The sequence below is a fragment of the Clostridium sp. genome (genome assembly GCF_050717515.1).
In the GTDB taxonomy this organism is placed as follows: Bacteria; Bacillota; Clostridia; order Clostridiales; family Clostridiaceae; genus Clostridium_AD.
The window spans coordinates 15077-37008 of sequence record NZ_JBOITL010000004.1 but is presented as its reverse complement, the minus strand read 5'-3'; the positions used below and the strand labels follow the sequence as shown (position 1 = coordinate 37008).

The following is a 21932-nucleotide window of genomic DNA, read 5'->3' as shown; positions in this document are numbered from 1 at the left end:
ATTACACTTCCTCCTTTTCAAACATAAAATTAGCATCATTTTCCCAAGGCCAGGGTTCGTTTATCCATTGCCATGGGTATGGGCTTAAGGAGTTAAGTTGAGTTAACATGCCATAATTCATCTCATAGTTTTCTTTTAGTCCTCTCCATTGCATAATGTAATTATTATACTCTACAACAGCTTCTCTATCCAATGGATGAGTATTAAGGAACAACGCTAAGTCTATCATCATAAAACGTGTAGCGCTAATCTGTTTTAGCATTTCCATTTTATTCATTTCATTTCTCATTAGATTCGCCCCTTTTTAATTGTTTCCAATTGACATGGTCTACTTTTTTTGTCCTCACCTTTGTAAGGACTGTAAAGTTCGGGAAAAGCAGTTCCTCTTCTAAGTGCTTCAATTGGCGTAAACACAGCACAAAGGAATTGGAATGGAACATATGCAGCAGCTAGCCTAACATTTTCAATTATGGTTTCTTGTGGTATGCAATTGCTCATTTCTTCGACTTTGGACATCTTTTTTCCTGTATCAGTCTGCTTCAATTTAAACCTCCAGAAAGTATTTAGTACATAATATTATATGCAAACATTAAAAAAAGTGAGTATATTTTCCAATTAAAAATAACACAATTTCCATCTCCATGAAATTAAATTGTATAATTTAGTGCTTCACCATTAGGTAATTAAATAATCTAGATATTATCTAAAAAAAGGCCACCTAAGGTAGGTAGCCTTTTAATGTTTAAAATTATTTTTATAATCTGTTACTTTTAAAATTGAACTTAATCCTACTAGACAATTCTGAAAATAGATACAGTTCCAATTGGTCCGGATAAACCTACTAATACTATACTAATAGGACCACTAGAATTATTAACAAATCTGAAAGTCTCTCCTGCTGTTGCGGCATATACTCTATTAGAGCCACTTATAATTGGGTTTGTTGCTGTAATAGATATACCGGCAATAACACCACGAAGGGATGATACCAAATCAATCTGTATAGAAACGGTTCCAGGATTTGGGGTAACTGCTATCTTCCAGTCTATTACATAAACTCCTGTTGTATTAACTGTAAAAATACCTGTTGCTGGATTATAACTGAGATCTGGTCCTACAATCTCTGCAGCATTATAAATAATAGTGCCTCCAACTGGAATTGATAATTCATTTATTGTTATAACACCATTTGCAAAGGAATTGAAACTTGGACCAGTTGGACCTGTTGGGCCTGTTGGGCCAGTTGGACCTGTTGGACCAGTTAGACCAGTTGCTCCTGTTGGGCCTGTTGGGCCTGTTGCACCTGTTGCACCTGTTGGGCCTGTTGGACCTGTTGGGCCTGTTGCGCCTGTTGCACCTGTTGCACCTGTTGGGCCTGTTGGACCTGTTGGGCCTGTTGGGCCTGTTGGGCCTGTTGGGCCTGTTGGGCCTGTTGGGCCTGTTGCGCCTGTTGCGCCTGTTGGGCCTGTTGGGCCTGTTGCGCCTGTTGCGCCTGTTGCGCCTGTTGGGCCTGTTGGGCCTGTTGGGCCTGTTGCGCCTGTTGCGCCTGTTGCGCCTGTTGGGCCTGTTGGGCCTGTTGGGCCTGTTGCGCCTGTTGCGCCTGTTGCGCCTGTTGCTCCTGTTGGGCCTGTTGCGCCTGTTGCGCCTGTTGGGCCTGTTGGGCCTGTTGGGCCTGTTGGGCCTGTTGGGCCTGTTGGGCCTGTTACGCCTGTTGGGCCTGTTGGACCTGTTGGACCTGTTGGACCAGTAGGACCATCTGCACCTGTATTACCAGTAGGACCTGTAGGACCTGTAGGTCCGGTTGGCCCGGTTCTTCCCGTTGGACCAGTTGCTCCAGTAGCACCTGTAGGTCCAGTAGCACCTGTAGGTCCAGTAGGCCCGGTTGGACCAGTTGGCCCAGTTGGTCCAGTTGGTCCAATTATACATGCTGGGAAGCAATGCTTGCAGCAGCAACAATCATCTTTGTCATGCTTACAACAATCATCTCTGTCGTGTTTACAACAATCATCTCTGTCATGTTTACGACAATCATCCCTGTCATGCTTACGACATTCATCTCTGTCATAATTATAATCGTCGTCTTTGTCATAACAATTTTGACTATTTATAATAAGATTTCCAGTTGTTCCATCTATCTCGGTACATTGATACTTCTTAGATGAAGCATCATTGGATTTACCCATAATATACACCATCCTTATATATAATACTTTCTTTATATAAAATCATAAAATATTGACATTGTATTTATATAAAATGCTATTATTTTTTTTGCATAATTTATAATACTGTCCTTACATAGTATGCAAGGACTTTAATTTACGTTAAACAGATTTAATAAAAACTTACAGTTAAATTCGAAAAAAATATAGCACAAAAATTAATCAGCCAAGAGTTTTGGCTGATTAATTTCTATATTATATTTTTTATATTATATAAAATGAAATTTATATTTATAAACTATCTAAATAAAATTTATGATTATTTAACAGCCTTTCATCATTAGGCGAAAACTTAATAGCTTGCTCAGAAAATTCTATTGCTTCAACCATGAGATTTAAATTATAACAACCTAAAGCTGCTAAATCATAAGGAGTATAGTCCCAAGCATTTTCATCGTTTGCAAAGTTGAATGTTTTTTTATTGATTTTTAAAGCTTCAGTTGCATAATAATAAACACCAATCCAATCCTTTTCCCTATAGGCTAATAAAGATAACTCTATATAGGGTTCTCTTAATGAAATAGATTCACTTATGGCTTTATGATACCATTTTTTAGCGTTTAATATTTCTCCCTTTTCACAATATGCTCTTGCAATAAACCTCATAGATGATGCTCTTTCTTCTTCATAATTTGATGTAGGCAGTGATAAATAATTCTTTAAGGTTAAAATGCAATCATCCCAGTTCCTCTCAAACATATACTCTCTACCAAGGTAATATGTGTTTCTACTACTATTAGGATTTTCTTCAATAGCCAATTTCAATAATGGAAGATTTAAACTCCTGTTTTTTGTCTTATCAGGATAATGATTAACTACCAGACCCTTAATATAAACTTGTTTTTGCTCCCCCTCTCCCAAATATTCTAAAATCTCATGTGTTGGGTATATCCATCTATATCCATGTCTTGCATGAATTCTGTCCCAAGTATATTGTACCGCAGGCGAGCCGTCATCATTAACCTTCCAATTATATAGGTATAATCCTCTTGTGGTTTCTTTTGTCCATGCATTTTCTAAATGCTTTCTCCAACCACTCTCAATAACATCATCAAGATCTGCGGATACACAAATATCTATATCATCTGGAATAAAACTTAAGCATTCATTTCTTGAATAATCAAACCGAAATAGACTCACATCCATAGAATAAACAATGGCTCCTCTTTCTTTTAGTTTATTAATTGTATTATCGGTAGAGCCTGTATCTACAACTATAACAACATCAGCATCACTAAAGTGATCCATAAAGCGATCAACAAATTTTTCTTCATTTTTACAGATTGCATATACGCAAACTTTATATTTATTACTCATGTAAAAACCTCCAATAAAATGAATAATACATTTCATTCCATTCTATGCTTATACATAATTATAGGTGACATAGTAAACATGTAAAACCTTAGTATTATTTATCCTTACTGTTTCACTTTTAAACCACTAATTTTAGCATGCTTTTTTTACTTTCCTTTCATAGAAAGTTTATTTTTAAGGCAAAACTCTAATAAAATTACAAGTTATTCCAAGGTTTAATTGTTTCGTAAATGCACATAATAAAGTGTAAAAAAATATTATTATTTGGAGGTATTATTATGAGAAAGCTTTCTGAAGGTGAGTTATTATCCTTAACAACTCTGTTAACCATGGAAAAAGATGGATTAGCAGTGGCAAAAGTTATGAAAAATCTAATCAGTGATGAAGAATTAAAAAGACAAGCCGAGACTGGTGTTTTAGCAGCAGAGGGAAGAATAAAAGGAGTACAACAATTCATCAATGAAAATCAAGCGACAATAGGAGGGACAAAATAATATGGGAATAATAATGGACAATATCGTAAAAAATAACACAGATATTAATGATGAAGTAATAGTTGGAAATATGATTGGATCTGCAAAAAGTGCAGCAGATGCATATCTAAACGCCACTATGACCAGCGCTACCCCTGAATTAAAAGCAATATACTCCTCTAGTTTAAATCAAATAATAGGTGGTCATTCAGCATTAACAGAGCTAGCTGTAAACCGCAAGTGGGTATCACCTTATGATGCACCTTCACAACAACTTGCTAATACTTTTAGCAAATCCGAAACTACAGTTCAGGCTAAATAATATATAAATCCTATTACCCCTCCATAGATAAACTCTATGGAGGGGTTATTTATTTTCCCAATTCCTTAAAAAATATACATAAATACTATCACCCTTGAGTCCCCACTGGAATATTATTATAAAGAAAGGGGGCTTTATACATGAATTCTAGAGAAAAATATACTGGTAACAAAGAAGAATTTTATTTTTTCTTAAAAGATGAAGTTATAAAATTATTCAAGGACAGACTTAAAATAGAAGGAGAACGTGTTTTAATACCAGATAATGAAGAATTAGATTATCAAATTAAATTTGATTCAGATGAAAATTATGGTGACTTTACAATTAAAGTTAAATGGGGCGAAAAAACTGAACAATTTGATGGTTTTGAAGAAAATACAAATGATAATGAAGATAAAACCTTTGAGTTTTAATAAATTTTAAATTAACATTCCCTGAGGATGCACTATAAAAATTTTAATTAATAGTTCTATCTATTAACCAATATTATCTTATAATAGTTTTCTTTTCCTTAATATTTAATAAGGCTCCTCAGGGTTCCATATAAAGTTATAAATTTATTTACACAGCTTATATTTATTATCTATATAAACAAATTTTAAAATTAAATTTATAGCATTGCAAACTCAATTCTCTTAAATAGCTCATCATTTAATTGTTTAATTTTAAATTCACAATATATAAAATTAAATTTTAAAATGGAGTATATTGCTAGAGCAATTTTAAAATAAATAACTTTTTATAATTATAGAAGAGATAAAATTAATATTGTTGTCTTCTTAATCGATTTACAAGGAGGCCATACCATGGGAGAAGAAAATATAAATTTAATATTAGCCCAATATGATATTACTGTAACTAATATAAGAAATGAGTGTAATAAAGGTAAAAAGGCAGTGTGGTGGATAAAAACACCTTATGGTGATAAAATTTTAAAAAAACATTCTTGCTCTGCTAAAACCCTCCAATTTATACTTGCAGCTGTGGAACATTTACAGGCTAACAAAGTTAAGCTTCCTCAAATTATTAAAACAAAACAAGGTGCTAAGTTTATAAAAGAGGTTGATTGCTGCTATGTTTTAAGTGAGGCTATATCAGGCGTCACTCCAAATGAGGACAACCCTCAAGAATTAAGACTCGTTGTACAGCAATTAGCTAATTTTCATCTTGCATCTAAAAACTTTGTACCACCCAGTGACTGTAAAGTGAGAATTCACTTAGGCCTTCAAAGGGAAGAATTTCAAAATGGAATGACTAAATTAAAAGGTTTTTATGATATGGAACAGTCTAAACCTAGACATTCGGAATTTGGTGAAATTATCCTAAGTGTGTTTCCACATTTTTATAAAAGAATGCAACTGGCCATAAGTGAAAACGAAAATTCGGGTTATAACAAATGGGTTGAAGCTGATAAAAATTTAAATTCCCTCTGTCATCAAGATTTTACCGCTGGAAATCTCATTCTTACAAAATCCAAGGAAATATTTGTTTTAGATATAGATTCTATAGCAATTGATTTGCCTACACGGGATATCAGAAAATTTTTAAATAAAGTAATGAAAAAACATGGCACCTGGGATTTAAATCAAGCAAAACAAATTCTACATTGGTACAACACTGTAAATCCTCTTGAACCTTGGAAATGGAAAGTACTAAAAGAAGCTATAACATTCCCTCATCTCTTCGTAGGTATAATGAGTAAATATTATGAGAAGCGGGAAGCTGCTTGGACTGAAGATAGATATGTTGAAAGACTAAAATCAATGATAAAAGTAGAAAAATCTATAGATCCAATTTTACAAAATTTCGAAAGAATTATTCCTTCATAGGTTAGTATAGGAGGCATTTACAATGGAAAAAGACTTAACTAATTATTCAGAACTTGGTACAAAAGTTCTTCTAGCATATAATATAACACCACAAAATTTACAAACAATACAAAGTAAAGGACTTAAAACATTGTGGAAATTCACTTATAAAGGTACTACATTATGTCTTAAACGGTTGAAGCATTCATTGGAAGAAGCTCTTTTCTCTGTTAATGCTCAAATATATATATTGAATAATGGTGGTAAGGTACCAAAAATCTACCCTAATTCTAAAGGGAATGCTATTACTGAATACAATGGACAAATATTTGTATTATACAGTTGGATTCCTGGAAGAGATATGAATTTAGAGAATCCTAAAGATTTACCTTTAGCACTGCAAGCATTGTCAAAGTTTCATATTGACTCAATTGGATATGAGCCACCCACCACTGCCATAGTATCATCTAAACTTGGAAAATGGCCAACTCAATATGAATCCATGAAAAATAGAATGCTAAAAATAAAGGAACTCTGTATACAAACCCCTAATAATACATCTTATTCTACCTATGTAAAGCATGTAGATCCCATCATAGAAATTTGTAATAAAACTATTAATCTAATTAATAAATCTCCTTATAGTGATTTATGTAGTATTGAGCAAAAACAGTCCTGTTTATGCCATCAGGATTTTGGCACTGGCAACATTATGCTTTCAAAAGAAGGAGCTACTGTTATTGATTTAGATGGCGTAACTTATGATTTACCTATTAGGGATTTAAGAAAGATAATTGGAAAGAGAATGATGAAATTTAATGATTATAGCATACAAAACATTGAAGCTATTTTAAAATACTATGAAACAAATACTACCCTCTCACCTGAGCAAAAGAAAGTTTTAAAAATTGATTTAATGTTCCCTCACTGGTTTTTTGGCTTAGTAAAGACATTGCATAAAAATCCTAAGCTAATAGGTAGTGACAAAATTACTTCAACTTCAAAGTTTGAACTAAATAAATTTACAATTTTGCAAAGATGGCTTTAAAAGGAGTGTTCTTATGAAAATAGCATTTATTTGTACTGAAAAACTTACCTTTCCTCCAATTAATGGTGGGGCAGTTCAATTATATCTTGAAGGTGCTTTGCCTATAATATCAAAGTTTCATGAAATAACTGTGTTTTGCATAGAAGATCCTAAACTACCTAACAGAGATTCTAAGAGCGGTGTAAAATATATACGATTGCCTGCAAGCACTACGGAAGAGTATGTTCGTGGTTTAAAAAATTTTCTTACAAATGACTTTGATTTAGTGCATGTTTTTAACAGGCCTCGTTGGATTAACTTTTTAAGTAAAGATTTAACTTGCGCATTTAGTTTAAGTTTGCATAATGAAATGTTTTTACAAAACAAAATCAATTCAAACTTAGCTAATGCCTGTATTAATAGAGTAAGTTTTATTACAACTGTAAGCCATTTTATTGCCAGCGGTGTAAAAGATTTATATCCCTCTGCTGCTAGTAAACTTCACCCTGTGTATTCTGCAGTAGATTGTAATATATATAACCCAATTTGGAATGATGACAAGGATTCTTATAGAAATAAATTGCGTGCAAAATATGGCCTTCAAAATCATAAAACAATATTATATGTAGGTAGATTAACTCCAAAAAAAGGTACCCATATTGTAATAGATGCCATGAATTCTGTTATGGAATCCCACCCCAATACTGCACTAATGATTATAGGGAGCAAGTGGTATGGTGGAAATGAATCTAATGCTTATATAGAATTATTAAAAAGAGCATCTAAAGAGCTAAAAGGACCAGTTATTTTTACAGGTTACTTAGCCCCTACTGAAATTCCAAAATATTATAGTATGGGAGACATCTTTGTAAACATGTCCCAATGGAAAGAACCCTTAGCAAGAGTTCACTATGAAGCTATGGCTGCTGGATTACCTATTATAACCACTAATCGAGGAGGTAATGCTGAAGTAATGATTGAAGGCGTAAATGGCTTTGTAATGAATGATTATACCAATCCAAGGGTGCTAGAGAAAAATATAGTTCGTCTTTTAGACAATAGTGATTTAGCACTTAAACTAGGTGTTAATGGCAGAAAAACAGCTGAGGAAAAGTATAATTTTAATAGACTAGCTAAGGATTTATTAAAACTCTTTGATAGTGTTAAATGATTTTTTAGAGATTAGGGGGTGCCACGTTGAGTTATACACTTTTAGTAACTGGAGGAGCAGGCTTTATTGGTTCAAACCTTTGTGATTATTTACTAAAAAACAATCATAAAATAATCATTATTGATAACTTTAATGATTTTTATAATCCTGAAATAAAAAGATTTAACATTACGGAAATAAAAAACACCATGAAATTAAATAATATTACTGATGATAATTTAATACTACAAGAAGGTGATATAAGAGATACTAATTTTTTAAAAGAAGTATTTACTTCATACAAAATAGATGTGGTAGTTCATCTTGCTGCTATGGCTGGTGTGCGCCCCTCAATTATAAACCCACTTTTATATAACGAAGTAAATATTCGCGGCACTCTAAATTTATTGGATTTATGTAATGAATTTGGTATAAATAAATTTATCTTTGCTTCCTCTTCTTCTGTATATGGAAACAATAAAAAACTTCCCTTTACCGAAACTGACCCAGTAGATTTTCCAATATCACCTTATGCTGCTACTAAAAAATCCGGTGAACTTCTGTGTCATGTTTATAGTCATCTATATGGAATTAATATAGCTTGTTTAAGATTTTTCACTGTATATGGAAAAAGACAAAGGCCTGATTTAGCTATTTATAAATTTACAAATCTCATATTAAAAGAAAGTGAAGTTACTATTTTCGGAGATGGTACTACTCAAAGAGATTACACCTATATTGATGATATTATTGCGGGAATAGATAAATCCATTACCTGGTCAAGTACAGGTACTCATAAGTATGAAATTTTTAATTTAGGCAGATCTGATACAATTATGCTTAAATATATGCTGCAAAGATTAGAATTTGAGATTGGCGTTAAAGCTAATATAAAATATTTACCCCTGCAGCCTGGTGATGTGGAAATAACTTATGCTGACATTTCTAAATCCAAGGAAATTTTAGGTTATAATCCCTCAACAAAATTTGATGATGGAATTTCGAAATTTGTAAAGTGGTTTAGATCATCAACTGAGGTGCTGAAATATTAATCATGTAAATGAAAAGCACTAGTACTTATATTTTAAAAGTACTAGCGCTTTTTATATAACTTAGTTTTTAATGTTCCCTTTACCTATAGAGTAATACGCTTTAATATTAGCTCCTTTAATATTATTCATATCCAATATATTTCTTCCATCAATTACTACAGATTCCTTCATCAAGGAAGCTACCTTGTTTAAATCAAGATTATAAAACTCGCTCCATTCTGTACATATTATTAATGCATCTGAATCTACTAAGCATTCATACATATCACTACAATAAATTATATTTGGAAATGTTTTTTTTATCTCCACTGTAACCATTGGATCATATGCTTTTATTTTAACTTTATTCTTTATTAATTTTTCAATAATATATATAGATGGTGCTTCCCGAATATCATCTGTATCCGGCTTAAATGTTAACCCTAATATAGATACAGTCTTCCCTTGGAGCTCTTTATAATGTTCCCTTAATATTTTCACTGGCAAGACTCTCTGCTGCTGATTTGCATCAACAGTAGCTTTTAGAATTTTAAGCTCACAGTTATTGTTTTCAGATATTCTAATTAAAGCTTTTGTATCCTTTGGGAAACAAGACCCTCCATAACCAATACCTGCTTTTAAAAACAAGGGGGAAATTCTCTTATCTAGCCCTAAAGCATAGGCTATTACATTAATATCTGCTCCAACTTTATTACAAAGATTAGCTATTTCATTCATAAAGGAAATTTTCACAGATAAAAATGCATTTGAGGTATATTTAATTAGCTCAGCTGTTTCAGGAGTTGTAAACACCATTTTTATATTAAATGGCTCATATAATTTTCTCATTATGTCCTCAGCCTTTTCTGATTCACAGCCTATAACTATCTTATCCCCATAAAAAAAATCATTTATAGCATTACCTTCCCTTAAAAATTCTGGATTAGAGACCACATCAAAATATTCCTGTGGTATATGATTTTCTAATAACTTGCTTTTTATATATTTCTGAGTACCTACTGGCACTGTACTTTTAGTTACTACTATTTTATATTTATCAATATATTTGCAAATTAAATTTACCGCTTGTTTTACTTGCTGAATGTCTACCTCCCAATTTTTCTTTGTTGGAGTTCCAACCGCAATGAAAATTATATCCGAAGACTTAATACCTTGCTCTAAATCCTGCGTAAACTCAACACTATTTATCCTTAAACACTCTTTTAATAGTTCATCCAATCCCCCTTCAAAGATAGTTGGTATGCCATTTTTTAGCATGCTTAATTTCTCTAAATCTTTTTCTACACAAATCACTTTATTATCTTTTTTACCAAAGCATAATGCAGTTATAAGTCCTACATAACCCGCTCCAATAACGCATATATTCATAAAATCACATTCTCCTCTTTTTAGCATCACATTTTATCTAATAACTCAACTTGTTTATTAATTATATTCATTAGTTTACTAAAATTTTAAGCTTATGTGATTATCTAGAGCCTCTATAGAGGCTCTCTTATTACATATTAAGTTTAAAACTTTTTTTGCTATTCAATATTTTGCTTAGAATTATATATATATATATTATGAACTAACTTGTAGTTTGGTGAAATCAAGGCATAAAAAAGCTATGAAATATAGGCTTAATACCTTAATTTCATAGCTTTTACTTATTTTTTTATAATTAGTGCAACAGAAATACCCTATTAGATTCAAAGTTCTAGAGTTTATTATACTATTTAAAATATTAAATCTGCTTTTTATTAAATTGTGTTATTAGATATGTGGAAATTTCATTTAAAGCCTCATATGCTTTTTTTGTAATCTTTCCCATAGAAATGAAACCATGCGTAACACCTTTATATCTTGTAGAAACCACATTCACACCTGCCTGCTTTAATTTATTTCCATAATCTTCACCCTCGTCTCTTAGCGGATCAAATTCAGCTGTAATTATAAGTGTATCGGGTAATCCCTTGAAATTTTCAGATAATAGAGGGGAAGTATATTCACTTTTCCTATCTTTTAATCTTGGAGTATATAGGGATATAAATTTCTCAGAGTTTTCCTTTGTAAGATTATAATCCATACCAAAATACGACCAAGATTTAGTATTTAACTCATAAATGTTTGTAACTGGATATATTAGCACCTGAGAAATTATAGGGGGACCATCTTTATCACGTGCCATTTGAGAAACCACAGCAGAAAGGTTACCGCCAGCACTGTCCCCCACAACACATATTCGACTAGAATCCCCATTAATACTCTTAGCATTTTTATAAACCCATTGGAGCACATTATATACGTCATTAAGTCCAGCCGGAAAGGGATCTTCTGGTGCAAGTCGATAATTTACAGATACCACTATAGCTTTTGAATTTTTTGAAAGCTTTCTGCAAATATTGTCGCAGTCATCAATATTACCACTTATAAAGCTACCACCATGAGAATAGATTATCAAAGGAAAATTTTCGCCATTATCAGGAGTATATATTCGTACTGGTACTTGATTTATATCTGTTTTTATATCCATATTTTTAATATTTGAAAAGGATATAGGCTTAGGGCTCCATATTGTTGTAGCCTTATGTAAGGCTATACGTATTTCATATATTGATTTTTCTTTTAGGGAATCAGGGTTTAAATATTTTTCTATTTTTGACATTACACCAAATACTTTATCAAGCTTACCATAACTTGTTGTAGTTATATTTTTTATTATTAAGTAACCAGATACTATAATAATTAAGACAACAACTGAAAAAATTAAAAATATTTTCTTTTTCATCAGTAATCCCTCCTTCCTCCACAATTTACTGTTAGTAGTATGCCCATATAAATTATAATGTAATAGATATTTTCGTCTTAATATTGCAAAATAACACCTTGCTTTATTATATAACTCAAAATATTATAACCAACAATTACCAATATGCGAATAATACTGAATGTATATATGGAAAAATAAAATACTTTGTCGTTTTGTGTAATTTGGTGTATAATTATCGTACAGAACAAATTCACTGTAATAATTAAACTTTTTGGAGATGAAATATATGACTAACAATATGACTAACAACAAAAATATTAAATTAAGCATATTTTTATATAGATATATGAATCAGATAATCAATAAGGACCACTATCGTAAAAAAGAAAAAACAAGTGACATGAATAATAATTTCAAAGAAGAATTGAAGCAACATTTTAGATCATTAACTCTTGTTGATAAAAATAATATAGAATTGGATATATAGTTAATTTGTTATTATGTTTTACAAGAATTTAATTTGTAAAAAAAGGAATTTGGTAATATTTGGAGAATACTTCCTATAAATAGTATAGGAGGCGAGTAGAATGATGTATGATGCATTAAAAATTTCTAAACGGCTAAACATAAGCAAAGTAACCGTTTATGCTAAGATGAAATTACCTGAAATAAAAGCTTTTTTAATATTCCATAACGGGAAAACATGTGTTGATGAGGAAGGCCTAGAAGCAATTAAACAATCTCTAAAATATAATCAAACTGCAGAAGAAGAAGTTGCTGCTACAGAAGTTACGCACTTAAAAGAGGATATGATTGAGATACTTAAAAATAATATCGAATTTCTTAAAGAGCAGTTAAATGTAAAAGACGGGCAACTCTACGATATTAATAAATTACTAGAAAATACACAGATTCTGTTTAGACAAGATCAAGAGAAAAATAAAGCCATATTATCATTACCTGAGACCATTAAAGAACATGATATCCAATTGGTTAATAATCTAACTAAAACTCTTGAAAGACAAAAAGCTAAAGCAGCAGCTGAGGAAGAGCTTCATCGAAGAAAAGGTATTTTTCAAAGATTATTTGATAAACAAAAATGATTACTCTTTACATCTTATATAATTTCAAACTTATTTTATCGAATTTTGCCATAATAGTCGTTTTTTTAATATTTAATATATATTACACATTTTGTTCATTTTATTGTCATAATTCTATGTTATTATTTGAATATAAATAAAATACAAATTAAAGCGAAGTCCCCCTTTACTTTAATAAAAAGCTATGAAATAAAATTCATAGCTTTTTCGTTTTTTAAGTAATTACATCTAATCACACAATGTCTTCAACATAATTTTCATCTATATATTTAACCTTATATGATTTACCTAAGCTATCTCCAGCTATAGTTACTTTATATTTAGCAATAGCTTTTCTCTTTTGAAAAATATTCTGTATTTTTTCAAAAGACTGAATACATTCCTTATTAATTATAACAGTTTTCCTTGCTAATTCCCTATATCTCATGACAACAAAATCATTACCATAATACAAACCATTATCCTTAAATCTTATATAGTTCCAAACTATTATAATAGGTACTAATAGAAATACATAGTATCCATAAGGAGCAAAGATAGCTATTAGTACTATTACTATAAAAGCACTGGATAATCTAAGTAGAAGGAATCCCTTTAAAGCTTCTCTAGGAGACTTCATTAAGTCATAAGTTATATTCATTTCGGGTAAAATATCCTCAAAAAACTTGTTAAGTACCTTCCTTTTAGCAATAGGACAAATCATTGTGCTTTCCCCTTTATCTTTCCCATAACCTATAGTTTCAACATTTAATGAAAAATATCCTAGCGGCTTTTTAATAACTCCCTCTACTATAATTAAACTTTGAATTCGTTTTACTGGAATAGTTACTTCCTTTTTGTCAAAAAGGCCATAGGATAATTTAATATTTTGTTCTTCCCTAATAACTGTAAAATTGTAATATTTTATTATAGTTACAATGATTGACATTATCCATGAAATTAATAACATAATAAAAATGAATGCTACTATATATTTTGTTATGCCTGTACCGGCAACCACTTTCATCACGTCTTTACTAAATAGTTGAGCTCTTCTTTTAACCCCTTTAGGTATTATATTGTCTATCTTATAGTAAAAAGCTATAATCACAGAAAATCCTACTAAGATACGACTAGACATTGTTGCCATGACAAATAAATCTTTTAAGGAAGAAGTAAATTTTCTTCTATTTTCTTCTTCCTTAACTTCTTCTTCATTTTTATGTTTTTCAAATATAATACTTTTGATTTTTAGTGCTTCTTGCTTAGATAAGAACATAGATATTTCAGACTTTATATCTCCTCCAGCAGTATCAATTTCAAGCTTGCAAACATTAAATAACCTTTGAACTACTGAAGAAGATATATCCGCACTTTGAACTTGTGTAAAAGGCAATATTCTCTCATGTATCTCAAAAAATCCATATTTTATGTACATCCCTCCATCCTCTAGGGCATATACATTCTTCTTCCATTTAACTATAGCTAAAATAGTAACTACAATTAAGAAAGCTATTACTACTAAAATTAATGTATACTTTCCTCCATATTTTCTTAAGATTTTTGAACCTACCGATACCCAGAATAAAATAAATGGAATTATGCTGTTTTTCGTAGATTTAAAAATTTCTGAAAATATCAAGAATTTATGTGGATGTTTTAGTTCTCTCATATACTTTTCTCCTGAACAATTTTTGCAATACTTAACTGAATCTCATTTCCTATTTCACTTTCCAAATAAGGAATTACAAACTGCCCTCCAGCAGTATGAACTGTTAAATTTACAAGCTTATGTTTTCTTAATATTAACCCTTGTTCTGTATCTACATATTGAATTCTCTTCATAGGAATTGCTATATTTTTTTCAATAAATACTCCATGTTTTAAAATAATCTTTTCCTCATCTATATCATATGTAAATTTTTCGAATTTATATTTTGGCATTAATAATGAATTTATGAAAAAAATTAGTGCTAGTCCATATATGCTGATAGTTAATACACATTTCCATAGAGCATCGAATTCTAAAAATACATTTAGTACCACCGCAATTGATAAAAATACCCCTGTTGTGATTAATCCATCTATTGTCCACATTTTTCGTGAATATGTTGAAATTTTTCTCATGATAACCTCCATAAAATTACAAGTAATAAATTGTATTTTTTTAACATGACTTAAGTAATGCCATATGATTACCTAAGTTACTACTGTTGGGACTCCTTATGTCCTATAATAAAACCATAGAGAAAAACGCAAAACATTTTAAAAGTAATATAAATATTAAAATAAGAGGAGGAACATATTATGATTTTTTCAAAAATAGCTCAATTTGTAGGTAGAACAATAGGTTTGGCATTAGGCTTATATTTTAGTATATATTATATGGGTATGGCTTTATTATCTTTAAGTAGAAATAATTCACAAATAATAGCAGTAGTGTGCCTATCGGTAATTATAGCAATAATAACGCTAGCTAATTCAAGAAATAAAATCATTGAATAAATTAACATAATTTCATATTATTATAACATAAAACAAAGATTAAAGCGGAGTCTCCCTTTGCTTTAACCTTAAAGGCTGTGAAGTAACTATTCACAGCTTTTTTATTTATATAAGCCAGATGTTAGATTTTAAACACTGATATTTCTTTATTTAATCCTTCTACACTTTCTGTGGATTTCTTTACATCCTCAATAATTCCATTGGATCTTTCAGTTATATCCGATACCTTTTGAGCAATGTTTGTAGTTCCTTCTGCTCCTTCATTTGAAGCATGAGCTACTTGCTCTATAGTCTTTATCACCTCTTGAAGTGAAGCTAAAAGTTCCTCTGACGTTGAGCTAAACTCTAGTACAATATTGTTTACAAAGTCTGCATCATTGCTATATTCATCTGCCACATTTAATAATGTATTATAATCATTTTGAACATCCTCAGACACAAATTTTAATAATTCATTAGAGCTTACAGATAAATCAGTTACTGAACCAGTTACTTTTTCTGTTATACTTTGTATTTTAGTCACTGTACTTCTTGACTCTTCCGCAAGTTTTCTTATTTCATCTGCAACTACTGCAAAACCTCGTCCTGCCTCGCCAGCTCTTGCTGCCTCGATGGACGCATTTAATGCCAAAAGGTTGGTTTGTGATGATATCTGCATGATGGATTCAGATAATACACTAATTTGTGCCACTACTTTGGAATTTTCAATTGCTATTTCTAATTTATCTTTGGCTTTTGAAAATACTTGTAATGCTTTATCTTTTGATCCTGTAACATTACTTTTAGTATTCATAGCTCTTTTGTTTATTGCTTGAGCTTCTATAGCCCCTTCTTGTGCTTTTGTCGCTATAGATTGTACCGCTCTTTCTATTTCATCCGCTGTTGCATTCATCTCTTGAGTTGAGGCTGCTGTTTCTTCCATTCCCGCGGATAATTCCTGCGTAGTTGCGGATACTTCCTCTATATTCATGTTTAAAATTTTTACATTTTCCGAAACATTATGTACTACTGTTTTAATTCTATTGGATTCCTTACTTACATTTTTAATTAAAAGTTTTAATGAACTTTGCATACTATCAACTGCCTTTGCTATATCTCCCATTTCATCCTTTCTTTTTTTAGTCTCTTCTGGAACATCCATTGTAAAATCACCAGTAGCTATGAGTTTCAAATGATTTACAGCTAAACTTAATGGATTTGCAATAGCTTTTCTAAGCATAACGGTAAACAACGCACCAATACATAATGAAAGTAAAAATATTGACAGAGTTACCTTTTTTGAAGTATTAAAATCTTTATTATTTTGTACATTTAAATCAGAGGCTAATTGTACGTTATATTCTGCAATTTCTTTTAAACTCTTTTGAAATTCACCTCCATAATTTTCAACGGAAGCTAATTCCGCCATAGCTTCTTCAGATTTCCCATACATAGCTAGTTTAATAGCGGTATCTCTTCCTTTTATAAACTTTTCCTGATTGCTTTCAATAATTAAAATTCTATCTTTTTCATACTGATCATTATTGGTTTGTTTGTAATTTTTCCAGTTTGTATCAAATATTTTCTTCCTAACTTCGATATCTGCTGATTTTTTACTTTGCTTTTCTTTATCACCTGTATTTAGTAATATATAATAGGTATCTGCCTCTATTGCCCTGGATTGGTTTCTGTTATCATCTAAGTATTGAATACTCAATAGATTTTCCTCATACATTTTTGTCATATTTTTGTCTGCCTTTGCAAGATAAAAATATCCTACCCCACTCATCATGGTAATAAGTAATAACGCCGCAATTGAAAAAACTATAAGTTTTGATCTTACTTTTAAATTATTCATATAAACTCCCTCTTTTGTGTTTTTGTTATAATTATACAATAAGATATAAAATTCAACAATAACTTTTTCATATTTCTTCAAAAAAACTTAATTTTTGCAAATATTTTTCATGAAAATTATTTTCTTGAAATGAGCAATAAGCCATAACACACATATTAATACAATATATTATATCAATACAATATATTATATTTATTGCAAATTTTATAATAATTGAAGGATTATTAATTTTAATATAGAATATAGAATTATAATGTAAAAAATGTATAACTCTAGATAAATGCGAGGAGGCTATAATTTGAAAACTGAAATACTAAAAACATTAGATATGTTAAAAGAAAAAGGCGTTGATTATGCAGATATAAGAATGGTGGATAGGATGTGTGAAAACATTTCTACGGAGGATCTAAAGCTTCAAAATATTTCTAGTTCAAGAAGTAAAGGTGTAGGGATTAGGGTTATATTAGATGGCTCTTTAGGTTTTGCCAGCACTCAAGATTTAGGCAGATTAGAAGCTACTGCATTGTATGCTCTTGATTTAGCAAAGGCTAGTCGACTACTTCAGACAGAAAAAATAAGAATGGCGCAAAAAGATATAGTTGTGGATAGTTATATAACGCCTATAGAAGTTGATCCTTTTACAGTTTCAAAAGCAGAGAAAATTGAGCTTCTTTTAAAAGCTGAAGAGACTATGAGGAAAAGTGCAAACTTATCCAATACTTCAGCTTCTATGGATTTTCAAAAAGAAGAAAAAATTTATGCAGATACAGAGGGCAGTTATATAACTCAAACTCTTTATGAATCAGGTGCTGGAATTGAAGCACTAGCTTCAAGTAATGATGATGTTCAGGGCAGAACCTATCCTAATTCTTTCAGGGGTAACCATGCTACATCAGGTTACGAATATGTTAAATCATTAAATCTTGTAGAGAATGCTGAGCGTATTGGCAAGGAAGCAGAGATGATTGTAAATGCGCAGGAGTGTCCAAGTGGTCGTTTTGATATAGTTATTGATGGTTCTCAGTTAGCACTGCAAGTACATGAAAGTGTAGGACATCCTGTAGAGTTAGATAGAGTTTTTGGCTCGGAAGCTGCCTATGCAGGCATGAGTTTTGTAACTGTTGATAAATTAAATGAGGAATTTAAATATGGTTCAGAATTCGTTACGATAGTGGCCGATGGTACTGCACCTAAGGGCCTGGGTTCTTTGGGATATGATGATGATGGGGTTAAATCTCAAAAGACTGTTATCATAGACAAAGGTATATTTAAGAACTTCATTACCTCTAGAGATACTGCAGTAAAAATTAATCAAAAATCAAATGGTACAAATAGAGCTGACGGTTGGCAAAATATGCCTATAGTAAGAATGACTAACATAAGTTTAATGCCTGGAACTTTTGAACTAGATGAGCTTTTTTCAGGTATAGAAAAAGGATTATATTTATGTACTAATAAAAGCTGGAGTATAGATGATAAGAGAGTTAACTTCCAGTTTGGTACAGAACTAGCCTATGAAATAGCCAAGGGAAAACTTACAGGAAAAATTTATAAAAATCCTATATATACAGGAATAACACCAGAGTTCTGGGGCAGTTGTGATGGAGTTTGCAATGAAAAATATTGGACTCTTTACGGTACACCAAACTGCGGCAAAGGTCAACCACCACAAACAGCTCACGTAGGTCATGGGACAGCTCCTGCAAGATTCAGAAATGTAAAGGTAGGTGTTAAGGATGTTAAATAAAAGTGCAGCATATGAAATAATAGATAATGTTTTAAGCAAATGTAATTATTATACTATGGTATCTATAATGTGCAAGGAAGAAGGACTTACTCGTTTTGCAAATTCTGGCATTCATCAAAATGTATATAACGCTGAGGATAGTGTGACTATTACTGTTATTCATGATAAAAAAATAGCAACCGTTACAACAAATCTTTTATCTGAGGTGGGTTTAAAGTCGGCAGTTCGCGATGCAGAGGAAAATCTTAAATTCTTACCTAAGGGAGATATAGAACTTCCAGAGCTTACTTTTCCAATAGAAATCGCTTCAGAAGATTATGATAAAAGCCTAGCGGATAAATTTAATATTTTAAATAGAGCGAGTCTTATAAAGAGTGGCATGGATTTATTAGAGAAAGATTATACTGCAGCAGGAGCATTATCACTATCATCTCTTGTAATTTGTATGGGTAATAACAAAAACATTCGAAGATATGCAAGAATAGACACCGTAAGCTTTAACACAGTGGTTATGCATAGTGATGGTTCTTCAGGTTATTCAGAATATGTAACAAATAAGGCTGAAGAATTAGATGTAGTAGAAATGTTTGCATCTGCGCAAAATAAATGCAAAATGGGCATTAACCCAGCTTCTATAGAGCCAGGTAGCTATGATGTAATTTTAGAGCCCTTAGCTGTTGGAGATCTTTTAACATATATGAGCTTCATAGGCTTTAGTGCAAAGGATGTACGAACAGGAACAAGCTTCCTTACTGGTAAACTTTGCGAGAAGGTTTTTGGTGAAAACATAACTATAAGAGATGATGTTAAAAATGAAAATACAATGCCTATTTATTTTGATTTTGAGGGGTATGCGCGAACTAGTTTGAATTTAATTGAAAAAGGTGTAGCTAAAGAACTTTCTTATGATGTAAAATCTGCCATAGCTGATAATGTAAAACCTACAGGTCATTCCTTTGGTTATGCAGGTGACGGTGGCATAGCTACAAACCTTGTTATGGATGGTGGTGCCGATAATTTAGAAGACCTCATAAAGTCTACAAAAAAAGGTCTTCTTGTATCAAGATTCCATTACATGAATATAGTAGACCCAAGACAAGCTATTTTGACAGCACTTACTAGAGATGGATTATTTTTAATTGAAAATGGTGAAATCAAAGGTGCAGTAAAAAATATGAGATTTACAGAAAGTATGTTACATGCTTTCAATAAGGTTACTGGCATAACTACTGAAAGAATTAAGGTGCCTGGAGCTTTTGGTTTTAATTATGTTCCTACATTAAAAATAGAAGATTTTCATTTTACGGGAAAAACTGAATAGAGGATATAGAAAAATAGAAGGCTCAACAGTAACTAACTGTTGAGTCTTTTGCAATGTTGTTAATTTTTTTTATTTGGGTCATCTAATGCTGTGCTTCTTCCAAAATAATATGAAACAACAGATATTACAATAGTCTTAAATTCTTCTGAAATAGTAGCCTGTTTTTCGAAAACAATAATATAAATTTGTATAGACAGATATATATATATTAAACCTAATGTAATGCTTCTTCTAGTTAAACTTTTTATATCACTAATCTCATGAGTTTTTTTCATATTAATTATATCTAATATTATTGGGAAAGAAATAATAAGAAATGCCGTAATAATAAAAATACAAAATATTATATAACTCGCCATCTTTATAAACACCCCCTATGTGTAGTATTAAGATTAAGATATAGATATTTGTATATCTCATAATATTCTAAGAGGGTCTTACTTGCTATATGTCGTTGAAAATTATACAACATATCAATGTAACCATTAACATATTTATTATAAATTACTTGTTCATTTTTAAAATCCTACAACAAAAAAAAACGCTATCATAAAATCATAGCGTTTTTTTCAAGTGAAAACTAATTTACTTTATAAAATAGAATACCCTAAGGTTTTAATATCATTATTAAACATCTTTACTGTATCAAGAGAAATGTCTTCAAGGCTTCGACCTACTTTCATAAATTTATTTAAAAGGTCATTAGTTACAGTAATGATATCGCATTCACATTCATCAGCCTGAAAAATATTCAAAACTTCTCTACTGCTTGCCCATAAAAGTTCTGTTCCTTTTTTACTATGACAAATCTCTGCAGCTTGTTTCATGTAAGGAATAGGATTAATTCCACTATCCGCCATTCTTCCTGCAAATACAGAAACAATGTTTGTAGTTTCTGGTGCTAGAGCCTCTACAGTTTCTTCAACTTGTTTTATGGTAAGTATTGCTGTTACATTTAAAGATAACCCTTGCTCTGACAATCTTTTTACAAGTGGAATAGATGACTCTCCTCTTGAATTAGTAATTGGAATTTTTATATATACATTTTTACCAAGGCTTCCTATTTTTTTTGCTTCCTTTTCCATCATTTCAAATTCATCTGAAAAAACTTCAAAAGAAATTGGTTTTTCTTTTATATTTTTAAGCACATCTCTTGCAAAAGTTTCATAGCTAGTAATCCCAGCCTTTTTCATAAGTGAAGGATTAGTGGTAAACCCTTTTATAACTTTATTAGAGTCTGCTTCCATCATATCTTTTAGAACAGCACCGTCTGCAAATATTTTAACATTTAAATCTTTTTTTATCATTTTAAACCCT

General features: G+C 31.2%; 23 protein-coding genes. 12 read left to right on the top strand and 11 right to left on the bottom strand.

All coding sequences use genetic code 11. The features are described 5' to 3' along the window. Window position 1 precedes the first annotated feature (1 nt). From ACREV6_RS00925 to ACREV6_RS00910, 4 genes are all read right to left on the bottom strand, one after another. The gene (locus tag ACREV6_RS00925) at window positions 2–289 is read right to left on the bottom strand and encodes a spore coat protein CotJB (protein WP_431576159.1); all 288 of its coding nucleotides are present in this window, start codon (window positions 287–289) and stop codon (window positions 2–4) included. Further along, entirely contained in the window at window positions 289–543 is a 255-nt protein-coding gene (locus ACREV6_RS00920; RefSeq protein ID WP_431576158.1) for a spore coat associated protein CotJA, read from the bottom strand. The genes ACREV6_RS00925 and ACREV6_RS00920 overlap by 1 nt, the downstream gene beginning before the upstream one ends. A gap of 248 nt (window positions 544–791) precedes the next feature. Continuing rightward, the gene (locus ACREV6_RS00915; RefSeq protein ID WP_431576157.1) at window positions 792–2183 is read right to left on the bottom strand and encodes a hypothetical protein; all 1392 of its coding nucleotides are present in this window, start codon (window positions 2181–2183) and stop codon (window positions 792–794) included. 270 nt (window positions 2184–2453) lie between these two features. Next, complete coding sequence (locus ACREV6_RS00910; RefSeq protein WP_431576156.1) at window positions 2454–3539, bottom strand: tetratricopeptide repeat-containing glycosyltransferase; 1086 nt, start codon at window positions 3537–3539, stop codon at window positions 2454–2456. A 278-nt stretch (window positions 3540–3817) separates the two neighbouring features. Between ACREV6_RS00910 and ACREV6_RS00905 the strand changes: the two genes are divergently transcribed. From ACREV6_RS00905 to ACREV6_RS00875, 7 genes are all read left to right on the top strand, one after another. After that, a complete protein-coding gene (locus ACREV6_RS00905) occupies window positions 3818–4033 on the top strand; it encodes a hypothetical protein (protein ID WP_431576155.1) in 216 nt (71 codons plus the stop codon). Window position 4034: 1 nt separating this feature from the next. After that, complete coding sequence (locus ACREV6_RS00900) at window positions 4035–4334, top strand: spore coat protein (RefSeq protein ID WP_216277464.1); 300 nt, start codon at window positions 4035–4037, stop codon at window positions 4332–4334. A gap of 140 nt (window positions 4335–4474) precedes the next feature. After that, a complete protein-coding gene (locus ACREV6_RS00895; protein ID WP_431576154.1) occupies window positions 4475–4747 on the top strand; it encodes a hypothetical protein in 273 nt (90 codons plus the stop codon). 393 nt (window positions 4748–5140) lie between these two features. After that, the gene (locus ACREV6_RS00890) at window positions 5141–6163 is read left to right on the top strand and encodes a CotS family spore coat protein (protein WP_431576153.1); all 1023 of its coding nucleotides are present in this window, start codon (window positions 5141–5143) and stop codon (window positions 6161–6163) included. 22 nt (window positions 6164–6185) lie between these two features. Beyond that, window positions 6186–7190: a CotS family spore coat protein gene (locus tag ACREV6_RS00885; RefSeq protein ID WP_431576152.1), complete on the top strand. Its 1005-nt coding sequence runs from the start codon at window positions 6186–6188 to the stop codon at window positions 7188–7190. Window positions 7191–7203: 13 nt separating this feature from the next. Continuing rightward, window positions 7204–8340, top strand: coding sequence for a glycosyltransferase family 4 protein (locus tag ACREV6_RS00880; protein WP_431576151.1), 1137 nt, complete (start codon window positions 7204–7206; stop codon window positions 8338–8340). A gap of 26 nt (window positions 8341–8366) precedes the next feature. Further along, window positions 8367–9371 (top strand): GDP-mannose 4,6-dehydratase, encoded by a 1005-nt coding sequence (locus ACREV6_RS00875; protein ID WP_431576150.1) that lies wholly within the window; start codon window positions 8367–8369, stop codon window positions 9369–9371. Between the two features lie 60 nt (window positions 9372–9431). Here ACREV6_RS00875 and ACREV6_RS00870 read toward each other — a convergent pair whose 3' ends face one another. Beyond that, window positions 9432–10739, bottom strand: coding sequence for a UDP-glucose dehydrogenase family protein (locus tag ACREV6_RS00870; RefSeq protein ID WP_431576149.1), 1308 nt, complete (start codon window positions 10737–10739; stop codon window positions 9432–9434). 358 nt (window positions 10740–11097) lie between these two features. After that, complete coding sequence (locus ACREV6_RS00865; protein WP_431576148.1) at window positions 11098–12141, bottom strand: alpha/beta hydrolase; 1044 nt, start codon at window positions 12139–12141, stop codon at window positions 11098–11100. A gap of 268 nt (window positions 12142–12409) precedes the next feature. On the opposite strand from ACREV6_RS00865, the gene ACREV6_RS00860 reads away from it, so the two are divergent. After that, window positions 12410–12610 carry a hypothetical protein gene (locus ACREV6_RS00860; RefSeq protein WP_431576147.1) on the top strand — a complete coding sequence of 67 codons (201 nt, stop codon included), beginning with the start codon at window positions 12410–12412 and terminating at the stop codon, window positions 12608–12610. Between the two features lie 100 nt (window positions 12611–12710). Further along, window positions 12711–13226: a hypothetical protein gene (locus ACREV6_RS00855; protein WP_431576146.1), complete on the top strand. Its 516-nt coding sequence runs from the start codon at window positions 12711–12713 to the stop codon at window positions 13224–13226. Between the two features lie 232 nt (window positions 13227–13458). On the opposite strand, the gene ACREV6_RS00850 is transcribed toward ACREV6_RS00855, so the two are convergent. Together ACREV6_RS00850 and ACREV6_RS00845 are read right to left on the bottom strand one after the other, a co-directional pair. Further along, window positions 13459–14877, bottom strand: a complete 1419-nt coding sequence (locus tag ACREV6_RS00850) for a PH domain-containing protein (protein ID WP_431576145.1) — start codon at window positions 14875–14877, stop codon at window positions 13459–13461. Then, on the bottom strand, window positions 14874–15332 hold the full coding sequence (locus tag ACREV6_RS00845) for a PH domain-containing protein (protein ID WP_431576144.1): 459 nt from the start codon (window positions 15330–15332) through the stop codon (window positions 14874–14876). Before ACREV6_RS00845 ends, ACREV6_RS00850 begins: the two co-directional genes overlap by 4 nt. A gap of 180 nt (window positions 15333–15512) precedes the next feature. Here ACREV6_RS00845 and ACREV6_RS00840 point away from each other — a divergent pair, with 180 nt between their 5' ends. Continuing rightward, on the top strand, window positions 15513–15710 hold the full coding sequence (locus tag ACREV6_RS00840) for a hypothetical protein (protein WP_431576143.1): 198 nt from the start codon (window positions 15513–15515) through the stop codon (window positions 15708–15710). 121 nt (window positions 15711–15831) lie between these two features. On the opposite strand, the gene ACREV6_RS00835 is transcribed toward ACREV6_RS00840, so the two are convergent. Further along, window positions 15832–17547: a methyl-accepting chemotaxis protein gene (locus tag ACREV6_RS00835; RefSeq protein ID WP_431576142.1), complete on the bottom strand. Its 1716-nt coding sequence runs from the start codon at window positions 17545–17547 to the stop codon at window positions 15832–15834. A gap of 298 nt (window positions 17548–17845) precedes the next feature. Here ACREV6_RS00835 and ACREV6_RS00830 point away from each other — a divergent pair, with 298 nt between their 5' ends. Together ACREV6_RS00830 and ACREV6_RS00825 are read left to right on the top strand one after the other, a co-directional pair. Beyond that, entirely contained in the window at window positions 17846–19294 is a 1449-nt protein-coding gene (locus ACREV6_RS00830) for a TldD/PmbA family protein (protein ID WP_431576141.1), read from the top strand. Then, window positions 19284–20615: a TldD/PmbA family protein gene (locus ACREV6_RS00825; RefSeq protein WP_431576140.1), complete on the top strand. Its 1332-nt coding sequence runs from the start codon at window positions 19284–19286 to the stop codon at window positions 20613–20615. Before ACREV6_RS00830 ends, ACREV6_RS00825 begins: the two co-directional genes overlap by 11 nt. Window positions 20616–20674: 59 nt before the next feature. On the opposite strand, the gene ACREV6_RS00820 is transcribed toward ACREV6_RS00825, so the two are convergent. Both ACREV6_RS00820 and ACREV6_RS00815 read right to left on the bottom strand, forming a co-directional pair. Next, window positions 20675–20974, bottom strand: coding sequence for a hypothetical protein (locus tag ACREV6_RS00820; RefSeq protein ID WP_431576139.1), 300 nt, complete (start codon window positions 20972–20974; stop codon window positions 20675–20677). 231 nt (window positions 20975–21205) lie between these two features. Next, window positions 21206–21922, bottom strand: coding sequence for a transaldolase (locus ACREV6_RS00815; RefSeq protein ID WP_431576138.1), 717 nt, complete (start codon window positions 21920–21922; stop codon window positions 21206–21208). Between the last annotated feature and the right edge of the window lie 10 nt (window positions 21923–21932).